This window comes from Escherichia sp. E4385, assembly GCF_963883145.1.
In the GTDB taxonomy this organism is placed as follows: Bacteria; Pseudomonadota; Gammaproteobacteria; order Enterobacterales; family Enterobacteriaceae; genus Escherichia.
In genome coordinates this window covers 1-12,996 of the sequence record NZ_CAWOOJ010000007.1, presented here as the reverse complement: position 1 = coordinate 12,996, position 12,996 = coordinate 1, and the positions used below count along the sequence as shown (strand labels likewise).

Annotated in this window: 12 protein-coding genes, 1 rRNA gene and 1 pseudogene; 4 read left to right on the top strand and 10 right to left on the bottom strand. The window is 48.1% G+C overall.

Annotation, left to right across the window (positions count from 1 at the left end; genetic code table 11):
* Window positions 1–59 precede the first annotated feature (59 nt).
* From hemN to AACS80_RS06780, 3 genes and pseudogenes are all read right to left on the bottom strand, one after another.
* Window positions 60–1,433, bottom strand: a complete 1,374-nt coding sequence (hemN, locus tag AACS80_RS06790) for an oxygen-independent coproporphyrinogen III oxidase (RefSeq protein WP_135410565.1) — start codon at window positions 1,431–1,433, stop codon at window positions 60–62.
* 188 nt (window positions 1,434–1,621) lie between these two features.
* Complete coding sequence (gene yihI, locus AACS80_RS06785; protein ID WP_130209972.1) at window positions 1,622–2,131, bottom strand: Der GTPase-activating protein YihI; 510 nt, start codon at window positions 2,129–2,131, stop codon at window positions 1,622–1,624.
* A 118-nt stretch (window positions 2,132–2,249) separates the two neighbouring features.
* Window positions 2,250–2,478, bottom strand: a pseudogene (locus AACS80_RS06780) (hypothetical protein).
* 234 nt (window positions 2,479–2,712) lie between these two features.
* On the opposite strand from AACS80_RS06780, the gene yihA reads away from it, so the two are divergent.
* On the top strand, window positions 2,713–3,345 hold the full coding sequence (gene yihA / locus AACS80_RS06775) for a ribosome biogenesis GTP-binding protein YihA/YsxC (protein ID WP_130209968.1): 633 nt from the start codon (window positions 2,713–2,715) through the stop codon (window positions 3,343–3,345).
* Between the two features lie 177 nt (window positions 3,346–3,522).
* On the opposite strand, the gene AACS80_RS23930 is transcribed toward yihA, so the two are convergent.
* Window positions 3,523–3,570 carry a spot 42 RNA, inhibition of DNA synthesis gene (locus tag AACS80_RS23930; protein WP_071892919.1) on the bottom strand — a complete coding sequence of 16 codons (48 nt, stop codon included), beginning with the start codon at window positions 3,568–3,570 and terminating at the stop codon, window positions 3,523–3,525.
* A 165-nt stretch (window positions 3,571–3,735) separates the two neighbouring features.
* On the bottom strand, window positions 3,736–6,522 hold the full coding sequence (gene polA, locus AACS80_RS06770; protein ID WP_135410566.1) for a DNA polymerase I: 2,787 nt from the start codon (window positions 6,520–6,522) through the stop codon (window positions 3,736–3,738).
* A 363-nt stretch (window positions 6,523–6,885) separates the two neighbouring features.
* Here polA and AACS80_RS06765 point away from each other — a divergent pair, with 363 nt between their 5' ends.
* Window positions 6,886–7,818, top strand: a complete 933-nt coding sequence (locus AACS80_RS06765) for an acyltransferase (protein WP_135408313.1) — start codon at window positions 6,886–6,888, stop codon at window positions 7,816–7,818.
* 40 nt (window positions 7,819–7,858) lie between these two features.
* On the opposite strand, the gene AACS80_RS06760 is transcribed toward AACS80_RS06765, so the two are convergent.
* The 4 genes from AACS80_RS06760 to AACS80_RS06745 all read right to left on the bottom strand — a co-directional run bounded on the left by AACS80_RS06760 (window position 7,859) and on the right by AACS80_RS06745 (window position 11,419).
* A complete protein-coding gene (locus AACS80_RS06760; RefSeq protein WP_138183718.1) occupies window positions 7,859–9,289 on the bottom strand; it encodes a DUF945 family protein in 1,431 nt (476 codons plus the stop codon).
* A gap of 154 nt (window positions 9,290–9,443) precedes the next feature.
* On the bottom strand, window positions 9,444–10,070 hold the full coding sequence (gene dsbA / locus AACS80_RS06755; RefSeq protein WP_138183717.1) for a thiol:disulfide interchange protein DsbA: 627 nt from the start codon (window positions 10,068–10,070) through the stop codon (window positions 9,444–9,446).
* A gap of 16 nt (window positions 10,071–10,086) precedes the next feature.
* Window positions 10,087–11,073 (bottom strand): stress response kinase SrkA, encoded by a 987-nt coding sequence (gene srkA / locus AACS80_RS06750; RefSeq protein WP_135491291.1) that lies wholly within the window; start codon window positions 11,071–11,073, stop codon window positions 10,087–10,089.
* A 76-nt stretch (window positions 11,074–11,149) separates the two neighbouring features.
* Window positions 11,150–11,419, bottom strand: a complete 270-nt coding sequence (locus tag AACS80_RS06745; RefSeq protein ID WP_001295263.1) for a YihD family protein — start codon at window positions 11,417–11,419, stop codon at window positions 11,150–11,152.
* Window positions 11,420–11,488: 69 nt separating this feature from the next.
* Here AACS80_RS06745 and mobA point away from each other — a divergent pair, with 69 nt between their 5' ends.
* Together mobA and mobB are read left to right on the top strand one after the other, a co-directional pair.
* Window positions 11,489–12,073: a molybdenum cofactor guanylyltransferase MobA gene (gene mobA / locus AACS80_RS06740; protein ID WP_130209952.1), complete on the top strand. Its 585-nt coding sequence runs from the start codon at window positions 11,489–11,491 to the stop codon at window positions 12,071–12,073.
* Window positions 12,055–12,582: a molybdopterin-guanine dinucleotide biosynthesis protein MobB gene (mobB, locus tag AACS80_RS06735; RefSeq protein WP_135410567.1), complete on the top strand. Its 528-nt coding sequence runs from the start codon at window positions 12,055–12,057 to the stop codon at window positions 12,580–12,582. The genes mobA and mobB overlap by 19 nt, the downstream gene beginning before the upstream one ends.
* A gap of 270 nt (window positions 12,583–12,852) precedes the next feature.
* On the opposite strand, the gene rrf is transcribed toward mobB, so the two are convergent.
* Window positions 12,853–12,968: ribosomal RNA gene (gene rrf / locus AACS80_RS06730) — 5S ribosomal RNA — on the bottom strand.
* Between the last annotated feature and the right edge of the window lie 28 nt (window positions 12,969–12,996).

Genomic DNA, 12,996 nt, shown 5'->3' with positions numbered 1-12,996 from the left:
TCTCAGCACATTGATGGCGCTTTCGTTTTCTACTTTGTAAACGAAGCGCCATTCACTATTTAAATCACCCGTGAGAACTGCTGCATTCGCGCTTTCTGGCGCAGATAAGTATCAAAGCACATGCAAATGTTGCGGATCAGCAAGCGACCTTTAGCCGTCACCTGAATCCTCTTCTCATCCACATCCACCAGCCCGTCTTCTGCTAATGGGGCGAGCAGCTTGAGATCTTCCGCAAAGTAATCAGCGAAGTGCAAATCCCACTGTTGCTCAATGGGGGCGTAATCCAGACGGAAGTTGCAGATGAGCGACTTAATCACATCGCGGCGAATACAGTCATCGCGCGTTAGCGCAATACCACGCCACAGCGCATTGCCTTGTTCATCCACTTGCTGATAGTACTGCTTCAACTCTTTCTGGTTCTGCGCGTAGCAGTCACCAATCATGCTGATGGCGGAAACGCCCATCCCAAGCAGATCGGTATCGCCCTGGGTGGTGTAGCCCTGGAAGTTACGATGCAGCACGCCTTCACGTTGGGCCACCGCCAGCTCGTCATCCGGGCGGGCAAAGTGATCCATACCGATAAACTGATAGCCCGATTGTGTCAGGAAGGCGATGGTTTCCTGCAGAATATCGAGTTTTTGTTGCGGACTCGGCAAGTCAGCATCTTTGATTTTGCGCTGGGCGGCAAAAATAGTTGGCAGATGCGCGTAGTTAAAGACGCTCAGACGGTCAGGGTTCAGTTCCGCCACGCGTTTCAGGGTAAAGGCGAAACTCTCCGGCGTCTGTTTCGGCAGGCCGTAAATCAGGTCAATGTTGGTGGAGGTAAAGCCAATCTCACGCGCATGGTTAAGCAGCGCAAAGATGAACTCTTCATCCTGCTCGCGGTTAACCAGACGCTGTACTTCTTTGTTGAAGTCCTGCACGCCCATGCTCAGGCGGTTAAAGCCTTCCGCGCGTAAATGATCCAGTACATCCAGTTCGATTTCGCGCGGATCGACTTCGATCGAGATTTCCGCATCGGCATTGAACTGGAAGTTTTCGCGCAACAGCTTCATCAGGCGGCTGATTTGCGCTTTATTCAGGTATGTTGGCGTTCCACCGCCCCAGTGCAGCTGGCTCACCTTGCGCCCGGCAAAAAGCGGTGCACGATGGACGATTTCTTGCTCAAGCACGTCCAGATACTGGTCGGCCTTGTGCTGCTGACGAGTCACAATCTTGTTGCAACCGCAGAAGTAGCAAAGTTTATGGCAGAACGGAATATGTACGTAGAGAGATAAGGGACGCTCAGGGTAGCGCGCCACGGCTTGTAAAAACGCCTGTTCGCCGAAGTCTTCTGAAAACTCCAGCGCAGTCGGGTACGAGGTGTATCGTGGCCCGGAATAGTTATATTTCTGGATCAGGGCCAGGTCCCAGTCGATTTGCTGTACTGACATGCTCACTCCTTCCGATGGCGTCTCTGGCGGCTACGGCGTACCGGCGGATGCCCGTTTCGGGTCATCAGCCGGTTGCGCAGCCACTTTTGTCGCCGCGACAACCGCTGTAGTTTAACGAATAACCACACCAGATAACATATAACCGGAAGGGTTATCAGCAGAACGGGAAGGCCCACGCAGGCAATCCGTTAGTTGCCCCGCAGCAGACGCATCATGTCTTCTTGCTTCTCGTCTTCTTCCTCTTCTTCGTCGTCGTCATAAGAGAGGCCAAGTTTCTGCATCAGCTCATCAATACGATCCAGCTTGGCATCTACCCAGGATTGCTCTTCGGCACTCAGGGTTTCGCCTGCTTCCAGACGTTCCAGCAGCGCATCCAGACGCTCATCTGTCTCCAGTAACTCCAACTCCGCCTGCGGTGAAAGCATAGGTTTCTCACTCTTCGGTTTGTGCTGTTTGGTGACTTTTTCAGTCACGCCCAATGGAATAGGGGTTTTACTGCCAATACGTGGATCTTTCGGTGCATTCTGGCCCTTGCTACCCGAAGTAGCGCTACCGCCCGCTGCGCGGCTGCCTGGTGCATGACCACGGCGTTTTTTCTGGCGCTTGCGGTCACGAGCTTCCTGATTCAGCTCTTCGCGGGTTTTACGACGCGCTTTTGCATGACCCTTGCTGCGTGAGTTTGAAGATGATGGTTTCATATCAATTCGTCTTTTAGCCGTTTTATTTAGTATAGATTTGCGGCGGAATCTAACAGAAAGCAAGCAAAGAAAAAAGGCGACAGATTACTCTGTCGCCTTTTTTCCTGACTCACAACCCTTAACGGGTCTTACAATCCTTGCAGGCCGCCAACACACCCTGTTTTTCCATTAGCCGGAACATTCCGTGTTGATTCCATTTCCCTTTAGTGACGTCTCCGGACGTTTGTCTTCCTGACAATCCTCTGTCTTCGCCTCCTGGCGCTCCTGACCCTCATCCTGAGTCATTGTTCCTGTTAGCGTCCTCGCTCTATGGGTACTACTTTACGCTTCTGTGTTAAACAAACAATAAACTATCATCAGTATTTACTCATTTTCAGATTATTGTATAAAACTAATCACATGATTTATTTAGCCTATTTGACATGTGTCGCAGAAATTTCTCTTCGATTTCGCATAAAAACAATCGGCAATGTCTCACAAAGTACATGGTATTTACTTACACCGTTCACGCCGAAAAATCCGTCTTTTATTGTGGTTCAGGTATAATCGCCACAAAGCTTTGACTGACGGAGACGACCGCTTTGACTAATTTGAATTATCAACAGACGCATTTTGTGATGAGTGCGCCTGATATTCGCCACTTACCTTCCGATACCGGGATCGAAGTGGCTTTTGCAGGCCGTTCCAACGCAGGTAAATCCAGCGCGCTGAACACGCTGACTAACCAGAAAAGCCTGGCGCGTACCTCGAAAACACCAGGACGTACCCAGCTTATCAACCTGTTTGAAGTGGCTGAGGGCAAACGTCTGGTCGACTTGCCTGGCTATGGCTACGCGGAAGTTCCTGAAGAGATGAAGCGCAAATGGCAGCGCGCGCTCGGTGAGTACCTCGAAAAACGTCAGAGTCTACAAGGCCTGGTCGTGCTGATGGATATTCGCCATCCGCTGAAAGATCTCGACCAGCAGATGATTGAGTGGGCGGTGGACAGCAATATCGCCGTACTGGTGTTGCTGACCAAAGCGGACAAACTGGCGAGCGGTGCACGTAAAGCGCAATTGAATATGGTGCGTGAAGCAGTGCTGGCGTTTAACGGTGATGTGCAGGTAGAGACATTCTCTTCTCTGAAGAAGCAAGGCGTGGATAAGCTTCGCCAGAAACTGGATACCTGGTTCAGCGAGATGCAGCCTGTAGAAGAAACGCAGGACGGCGAATAATTTTCTAGCCCTTATGCATGTGCCGGATATCGCGTATCTGGCACATAAAATCATGCAAATTCAATGAGCTATTTTCTACCGTAGGCCTGTTAAGCACAATGTATCCGGCAATACGGATCTTTTCTTTCGCACAATAAAAAACGCCCCAGTCATTACTGACTGGGGCGGCTAAAAAATTCAGCCAAATCCGATTACGTGAAGTAAAAGGTCTGAAAGATAGAACATCTTACCTCTGTACCCTACGCGACTAACTTTACTCTTTTTTGTTCAGTTCAGAAAGCACTTTTTGTAATTTTTTTTCAGTTGTTGCATAGGAATTTCTAATACCCATCACAAATCGTGGCTGGTTATGTTGCTTAGTTACGAAAAAAAGGCTTGTTAAGGCAAATCTTAGTGCGCCTGATCCCAGTTTTCGCCACTACCCACTTCCACCAGCAACGGCACATCCAGGCGGGTACAGTTTTCCATCAACTGATGGATCTTCTTCGCTACCGCATCGACATCATCTTTATGAACTTCAAACACCAGTTCATCGTGTACCTGCATGATCATGCGCACGCGCGGTTGCTCTTCCTGTAGCCAGGCATCAACGGCAATCATCGCCCGTTTGATGATATCCGCAGCGGTTCCCTGCATTGGTGCGTTAATGGCTGCACGTTCAGCCGCGGCACGACGCGCACCGTTGCTGGATTTGATATCCGGCAGATAAAGGCGACGTCCGTCCAGGGTTTCAACGTATCCCTGCTCTTTCGCCTGAGCACGAGTGCGTTCCATATACTCCAGTACGCCTGGGTAGCGTTCGAAGTAAAGGTCCATGTACTTCTGTGCTTCTTTACGTGGAATGTTCAATTGCCGTGCCAGACCGAAAGCACTCATGCCATAAATCAGACCAAAGTTAATCGCTTTCGCGCTACGGCGTTGTTCGCTGGTGACGGTTTCCAGTGGCAAACCAAACACTTCTGCCGCCGTTGCCCGGTGGATATCTTTTCCTTCTGCAAATGCGGTCAGCAAGCCTTTGTCTCGTGAAAGATGCGCCATAATGCGCAGTTCAATCTGCGAGTAGTCCGCCGAGACAATCACATAATCCTGTGGCGCAATAAACGCCTGGCGGATACGGCGGCCTTCTTCGTTACGCACCGGAATGTTTTGCAGGTTAGGATCGGTTGAGGATAAACGCCCCGTCGCAGTTACTGCCTGGTGATAGGAAGTATGCACGCGCCCGGTTTTCGGGTTGATCATCAGCGGCAGCTTGTCGGTGTAGGTCGATTTCAGCTTCGCCAGACCACGATACTCCAGAATTACTTTTGGCAACGGATAGTCCAGTGCCAGCTCTTCCAGTACCTCTTCCGACGTTGACGGCGCACCACCCGGCGTTTTCTTCAGCGGCTTAATACCCTGTTTTTCAAAAAGAATAGTTTGCAGTTGCTTGGTGGAAGAAAGGTTAAATTCTTCACCTGCAATTTCATGCGCTTTCTTTTCCAGTTCTGCTAAACGCAGGGTGAGTTCTTCAGAATGATTGTGCAGCACTTTCGGGTCGATCTTCACACCGTTGCGTTCGATGCGCGAAAGCACCGGCACCAGCGGCATTTCGATGTTTTCGAAGACGTTCAGTGGCCCTTTGTGTTTTTGCAGATCCGGCCACATTTTCAGATGCAGCTGCAAGGTGACATCTGCATCTTCAGCGGCGTAACGTCCGGCCTCTTCCAGGGCAATCTGGTTAAAGGTCAGTTGATTTTTGCCTTTACCAGCAATCTCTTCAAAAGTGATGGTTTTGTGCTTCAACCAACGTTCCGCGAGGCTGTCCATATCGTGACGACCGGCAACGCTGTTGAGAATGTAGGACTCGAGCATGGTATCAAACGCAATCCCCCGCAGCTCAATACCGTAATTCGCCAGAATGCCGCGATCGTATTTCAGGTTTTGCCCGACCTTCAGCGCCTTTTCATCTTCCAGCAGCGGTTTTAGCAGCTCGAGTGCGCGCTCGCGGGAGATCTGATCGGGCGCATCAAGATAATCATGAGCAACCGGAATATAGGCCGCTACGCCAGGTTCGATAGCAAAAGAAAGCCCTACCAGGTTGGCGGAGATGTTATCGAGGCTGTCGGTTTCGGTATCAAACGCAAATACAGGCGCTTTTTTCAGCTTCGTAATCCATGCTTTTAGAGTTTCTTCGTCCAGAATAGTGACGTAGTTATCGTAAGAAATCGCTGTTGCAGTCACTTCGGGTGTTTCGTCGACAACAATGGTTTCCTGCGGCTTCGCGGCTGGTTTTGCCCCTTTGGCCTGTAACCATTTGCCCGCTTCGACATCAGCAGTCCAACGCTTGAACTCATACTTTTTGAACAGCCCCAACAACTCTTCAGCCGCCGGTTGTTGTACTTCCAGTTGTTCGCAGGTCAGTTCCAGTTCAACGTCGGTTTTAATCGTCGCCAGCTGGTAAGAGAGATAGGCCACCTCTTTATTTTGCTCAAGCTTCGCCGCCATTGTTTTCGCGCCGCGGAAGCTCAATCCAGCAATTTTTTCCGGCTCGGCATACAGCGTATCCAGGCCTCCAAGACCTTGTAGCAGTGCCTGCGCAGTTTTTTCGCCGACGCCCGGTACGCCAGGAATGTTATCAGAGGAGTCGCCCATCAGCGCGAGGAAGTCGATGATCAGTTCTGGCGGTACGCCGTACTTATTCACCACCTCTTCCGGGCCGAGGATGGTATTCGTCATGGTATTGATAAGCGTAATATTTGGCGTCACCAGCTGCGCCATATCTTTATCACCGGTGCTGATCAATACCGGACGCCCAGCTTTTTCTGCTTCGCGCGCCAGAGTACCGATAACGTCGTCTGCTTCTACGCCAGAAACGGCCAGCAGAGGTAGCCCCATCGCTTTTACCATTGTGTGCAGGGGTTCGATCTGCGCGCGCAAATCGTCCGGCATTGGCGGGCGATGTGATTTGTAATGTTCAAACAGTTCATCACGAAAGGTTTTTCCCTTGGCGTCAAAGACCACCGCTGCATGCGTCGGTTGGTATTGCATGATCAGACTACGCAGCATGTTGAGGACACCGTACATCGCACCGGTTGGCTCGCCTGCGCTGTTAGTCAGCGGCGGAAACGCGTGATATGCGCGATAAAGATAAGATGAACCATCTACAAGGATAAGTGGGTTTTGGGGGATCTGAACCATAATGTCCGTGCCTGTTTATCAGATTATGGGTAAAGGATGCCACAGACAGGATGAAAACATGAGTTTTTCACCGCTTTTCGTGAAAATCTTTTGTAGATCTTGTGGATCGCTCGCAAATCGTTATGTGGATAACTTTGTGTATAAATTATTTACATCACTTTTAATTTATTATCATGCTTGTTACAGCATTAGGTTTGTTGTTGTTTTTCATAAAGTTAAAAATAAAAGCATTGCTGGTGATTGAGTAATAGGGATTTTTTCTAATGTGGATAGATATGAATTATTTTTCTATTTAAGGATCATCCGTTATTTGGGCCGTTTTCTGCTAAAATCTGCGCCTTGCGCTTCTTTAGCGCACTGTCTATGGCTAACCTTTTGAATAATTTAATTATGACGAGAATACTCGCTGCGATAACACTTTTGGTGAGTATCGTATTGACCATTTTGGTCACCATTTTTTGTTCTGTCCCGATCATCATTGCCGGGATCGTAAAACTATTGTTACCAGTGCCAGTGATTTGGCGAAAGGTATCGCTTTTTTGTGATTTTATGATGTATTGCTGGTGTGAAGGATTAGCGCTATTACTGCACCTTAACCCACACCTGCAATGGGAAGTTCGCGGACTGGAAGGGCTAAGTAAGAAGAACTGGTATCTGCTTATTTGTAACCACCGCAGTTGGGCTGATATTGTTGTACTATGCGTGTTGTTTCGTAAGCATATTCCAATGAACAAATATTTTCTCAAGCAGCAACTGGCCTGGGTGCCTTTCCTGGGCCTGGCGTGCTGGGCGCTGGATATGCCGTTTATGAAGCGCTATTCCCGCGCTTATTTGATACGTCATCCGGAACGGCGCGGTAAAGATGTTGAAACCACTCGTCGGTCTTGCGAAAAGTTTCGCCTGCATCCCACCACAATTGTGAATTTTGTTGAAGGCTCCCGTTTTACTGAACAGAAACACCAGCAAACCCACTCGACATTTAAAAATCTCCTGCCTCCCAAAGCCGCCGGTATCGCGATGACGCTGAATGTGCTGGGTAAACAATTCGATAAACTACTCAATGTTACGCTGTGTTATCCGGACAATAACCGCCAGCCATTCTTCGATATGTTAAGTGGCAAACTGACGCGGATTGTCGTGCATGTGGATTTACAACCTATTGCTGAAGAGTTGCATGGCGACTATATCAATGACAAAAGCTTCAAACGTCATTTTCAGCAGTGGCTGAACACACTGTGGCAGGAAAAAGACCGACTTCTGACTTCACTGATGTCATCACGGCATCAGGATAAGTAGTTATAACTCGCCTCCGTAATAGCAGAGGCGAGTTATCATTTTAATGCACTAAACGTCCGGCACGAGACATAAACTCTTCTTCGCTCATCTCCTGCCCGTTAAAAACAACTTTACCTGGCAAATAATGCAGTTGCAGCGAGGCGATATTGTTGTCAATTGTGATTAACTGAAACATCTTACCTAATGTTGCCATTCCGCCGATTTGTTTATCAGCCAGCTTTTGAGCTTTTTCAGCATCCATTCCTTCAGATAAATTAAGCTGTTTAGCTATTTCAGTGACGACATTAATCGGTACATTCATATCCAGATTGAAAGATTTAATATCTTTGTTTGTGGATGATGACGATTGGGCTGGTTCGGCAATACTAATATCCAGATTAGCATTTAGTTCACCGACAGCGTTCTTCCAGCTTACAGGTAGTTTAATGATCGGCTCACTTTTTTGTAATAACGGTAAATACTCTTTGAACAATGCCGTATTCATTGCTTCCAGTGCATCTTCATCATTTGCTAACTCAGGGTGTGCTGCAAGTTGCTTCTGCGTCGCAATGTTGTACTGGATGATAAACTGGCGAACTGCTAAGGGATCAATAGATTCAGCAATCAATGACCATTGACCGCTACCGAGTTGCTGATTCCCTTTTGTTAACTTATCAATTTCGTAACTCAGATTGACATTGATATGATCTTTATCTTTTACGCGCTCTAGTGTGGTTTTCGCGACGAAAGCGTCGAGTTTGGCAACTTCGTTACCGTGATTGACAATGCTAATCTGATTAAATTTCGACTCGGTTTCACCAACCGGAAATTTCTTTTCTTCTAATCGCGTCAGAGAATTAATGGTAAAACTTTTCGCCGTGACTTTATTCATTGGCGATAATTCCAGAACAATATCTTCGACTTTGCCTTCAACATCGAGATTAGACAATGAACTGTCATCACCATTAAAAGTAAACTGACCTTCACCAAAGGAGAGTTTTCCATACGCTGCTGGGGCAACGTCCAGAGTTGTAGAGAAAGAACCGCCAAAGGCGAATCGCAATGTTGCTTCGACGGGCGCTCTATCTTTTGCGGCAATAAATAGCGGTTGTGTCAGTTCATTATTGACTAATTTAACTTTTGCTGCCGCCATAGCAGGTAAGATATTGCCACTTTTTAACATTGATAGGGGCAAGGGGCCATGATCGACATCCACATCAAATGCAATACCTTGTCCTGGCTTGATATTGAGATCTGGCGCACCTTTATCAAAGGTAATAAGCATTTGAAAATGAGAGCTAAAAAAACCTTTGTCAAAGTTTTTATAGCTGGCGGTCATATCATAGGCATGCTCTCCCTTCTTTTTACTGTCGTTAAAATCTTTAATAAATTTTTCGACGCCAGACTGGATTTGAGTCCCTTCATACCATGTTCCACCGCCCCAGATAATGACTAATGCAACAATAACACCTGTGGCTGACTTACGTATCATATCTATTATTCCCTGATAAAACAGCAAAACTTTTAATATCCGCGCTTGATATTAAAATGTCCAGAAACGAGGTGAATTATCAGAAAGTATTTATATTGATTAAACAATAAAAAAGCCCGTGAATATTCACGGGCTTTATGTAAGTTACAATAAATTATTTTTTCTCAGACAGATATTTTACTGTATCGGCATACTGCTGAACAAAAATATCCATATTGCTGGTATCCATACCCTGCGGATTCAGCTGATATTTACCGTTAACAAACATCGCTGGAACGCCACGCAATTGTACATCTGCAGCCGCTTTTTCTTGCTGTGCGACCAGAGATTTAACAACAAAGCTGTTCCATGCTGCATCATACTCTTCGCCTTTAATACCTGCGTTGATGAAGACATCACGAATGTCGGCCGTAGAGCGAATGGTCTGTGTTTTCTGTACGCCTTCAAACAGTGGTACAGTCACTTTATCTTCTACGCCCAGCGCCATCGCCACAGCCCACGCTTGTGTCAGAGATTGCCCCAGCTCCCCGCCCATGAAGTTGACGTGGTATTTAGTCATCTTCACACCTTCCGGCAGTTTTTTCTTCACATTCTCAGAAATATGCAGAACTTCTTCAAACTGATAGCAGTGTGGGCAGAAGAAAGAGAAAAACTCCAGCACTTGCGGCGCGCCAGCAACCGGCTTTTCCAGCGTGGTGTATTGTTTACCATCTTCATACTGCGCCGCCGATGCGCTAAACGCTAAAACCAAACCAGCCAGCGCCAGCCAAATCTTTTTCATGATCTACTCTCTCCGATTAATACATAGGTGTTAATTGCAAAGGGGGTTCTTGTAGAACTTTTGCCTGTTCTATAAAAGTCGCCGTCTGTCGCAACCAGTAATCTTCCCCGGTTAACCACGGGAAATTTTTCGGGAACGCGGGATCAGCCCAACGCCGCATTAGCCAGGCAAGATAATAAACCAAACGCATGGCGCGTAAAGGTTCAATCAGTCCGATTTCAGCGGTGTCGAACTCGCTAAATTCTTCATAAGCTTCAATAATAGTTTCTAACTGCATCCGCTGCTCAGCTTTATCGCCATTCAGCAACATCCACAGGTCCTGAATTGCAGGGCCATTACGCGCATCATCCAGATCGACAAACATTGGGCCATCGCGCCAGAGAATATTTCCGGCATGGCAGTCACCATGTAATCGCAGAACGGTGAAGTCCTCCCGCCAGTGTCCTGTAACGGCGGTAATAAGCTCATCCGTTGCCTTAAGGAAGGCCGCTTTCAGCCCAGAAGGTATCAGCGTAGCATTTTCAAACAGCTTGCGTGGTTCAATGAGATATTCATTCAGACCGATGGTCGGGCGATGGATAAAAAGCTGTTTGCGCCCCGTCTGGTGCATGCGCCCTAAATAACGCCCAACCGCTTCCATCTGATCAATATTATCGGCTTCGAACTGACGACCACCGACGCTTGGGAAAACGGCAAAATAAAATCCCTGATGAATCAATAAGGTCTGGCCGTTAAAAGCCAAAGGGGCCGCGACAGGAACTTCGTCGTTTACCAGTTGCAGCGCAAATTGATGCTCTTCGAGGATTTGATCTGCTGTCCAACGTTCAGGGCGATAAAATTTGACGACAAAACGCCGACGATCTTCGTCCTGAAATTGATAGACTCGGTTTTCATAGCTGTTAAGCGGGGTAAGACCGGAATCCACCCGGATCCCTTGCTCAAACAGAGCGTCCATGATGGTATCCGGGTGTAGTGTCTGGAAAGTAAAAGCGCTGTTGTTCATCCCATCATCCGGAAAACATTACGAATGATGAAGGATATCATTTCACAATGATTTTGTTGGTAGCGCTTACAAGCTTTTACTCTTTAATTACGCCACGCGCACGTAATAGCGCCGTTTTGAAATCTTCTTCATAATCTTTCTGCAGCCCTGGGATCACCGCATCTTTCGCGGAATCGCGCATTTTCAGGTGATAGATCAGAATGTCATCCGTCAAATCCGCCAGTTCGCCGTCAAAACCTGACTCTTTCGCCAGTTTCTGCAAAAATTGCAGCAGGTTAAGGTCTGGCTCTTTTTGCCAGGCTGGCTGGAGGAGTTCAATAACTTCATTCAGACGTTTACATTTCATAGTAATGCTCCTTACTCTTGAGACAGACACGTTAGCAGGGTCAATCCCACAATAAAAGAGGCGATATCGGTGAATCTGATGACGACGATAACAGGCGTTATACTGGCGGGCGGTAAAGCCAGACGAATGGGCGGCGTAGATAAAGGATTGCTTGAATTAAACGGCAAACCATTATGGCAACATGTCGCTGACGCGCTTATGACGCAGCTGTCTCACGTCGTGGTTAATGCCAATCGTCATCAGGAAATCTATCAGGCAAGTGGTCTGAAAGTAATAGCGGATTCACTGGCGGATTATCCTGGCCCGCTGGCGGGAATGCTTTCGGTAATGCAGCAGGAAGCAGGTGAGTGGTTTCTGTTTTGTCCGTGCGATACGCCTTATATTCCCCAGGATTTAGTCTCCCGGCTTAATCATCAGCGCAAAGATGCACCTGTTGTGTGGGTCCATGACGGTGAACGCGATCATCCAACTATTGCTCTGGTAAATCGCGCTATTGAGCCGTTGTTGCAGGAATATCTGCAAGCAGGAGAACGCCGGGTAATGGCATTTATGAATCTTGCTGGCGGTCACGCGGTTGATTTTAGCGACCGTAAAGAAGCATTTGTGAACGTGAATACGCCAGAGGAGCTTGCCCGATGGCAGGAAAAACAATGATACCGCTACTCGCCTTTGCCGCGTGGAGCGGCACCGGAAAAACGACGCTGTTGAAAAAACTTATCCCGGTATTATGCGCCAGAGGGATCCGCCCGGGGCTGATTAAACATACGCATCATGATATGGATGTCGATAAACCGGGCAAAGATAGCTATGAGCTGCGCAAGGCTGGCGCGGCGCAAACCATCGTTGCCAGCCAGCAGCGTTGGGCGCTAATAACGGAGACGCCAGACGAAGAAGCGTTGGATCTGAATTTTCTTGCAAGTCGCATGGATACCTCAAAGCTGGATCTGATTCTGGTTGAAGGGTTCAAGCATGAAGAGATCGCGAAGATTGTGCTGTTTCGCGATGGTGCCGGACATCGACCAGAAGAATTAGTGATAGACAGACATGTTATTGCTGTAGCCAGTGATGTGCCGCTTAATCTTGATGTCGCGTTACTGGATATTAATGATATTGAGGGGCTGGCTGATTTTGTGGTGGAGTGGATGCAAAAGCAGGCCGGATAAGCAAGAGTAGGCTGGAGAAGACGCGCCAGCGTCGCATCCGGCATTTTTTCTGCATCAACGCAAAAAGGCCATCCTGACGGATGGCCTTTCGCTTTATTTGATGCCTGGCAGTTTATGGCGGGCGTCCTGCCCGCCACCCTCCGGGCCGTTGCTTCGCAACGTTCAAATCCGCTCCCGGCGGATTTGTCCTGGTCAGGAGAGCGTTCACCGACAAACAACAGACAAAACAAAAGGCCCAGTCTTTCGACTGAGCCTTTTGTTTTATTTGATGCCTGGCAGTTCCCTACTCTCGCATGGGGAGACCCCACACTACCATCGGCGCTACGGCGTTTCACTTCTGAGTTCGGCATGGGGTCAGGTGGGACCACCGCGCTACGGCCGCCAGGCAAATTCTGTTTTATTAACCCGCTTATC

Bases quoted from the DNA above. Each gene is read 5' to 3' on its own strand.
- hemN (WP_135410565.1), bottom strand. From the start codon at position 1,433: ATGTCAGTACAGCAAATCGACTGGGACCTGGCCCTGATCCAGAAATAT.
- yihI (WP_130209972.1), bottom strand. From the start codon at position 2,131: ATGAAACCATCATCTTCAAACTCACGCAGCAAGGGTCATGCAAAAGCG.
- polA (WP_135410566.1), bottom strand. From the start codon at position 6,522: ATGGTTCAGATCCCCCAAAACCCACTTATCCTTGTAGATGGTTCATCT.
- AACS80_RS06765 (WP_135408313.1), top strand. From the start codon at position 6,886: ATGGCTAACCTTTTGAATAATTTAATTATGACGAGAATACTCGCTGCG.
- AACS80_RS06760 (WP_138183718.1), bottom strand. From the start codon at position 9,289: ATGATACGTAAGTCAGCCACAGGTGTTATTGTTGCATTAGTCATTATC.
- dsbA (WP_138183717.1), bottom strand. From the start codon at position 10,070: ATGAAAAAGATTTGGCTGGCGCTGGCTGGTTTGGTTTTAGCGTTTAGC.
- srkA (WP_135491291.1), bottom strand. From the start codon at position 11,073: ATGAACAACAGCGCTTTTACTTTCCAGACACTACACCCGGATACCATC.
- AACS80_RS06745 (WP_001295263.1), bottom strand. From the start codon at position 11,419: ATGAAATGTAAACGTCTGAATGAAGTTATTGAACTCCTCCAGCCAGCC.
- mobB (WP_135410567.1), top strand. From the start codon at position 12,055: ATGGCAGGAAAAACAATGATACCGCTACTCGCCTTTGCCGCGTGGAGC.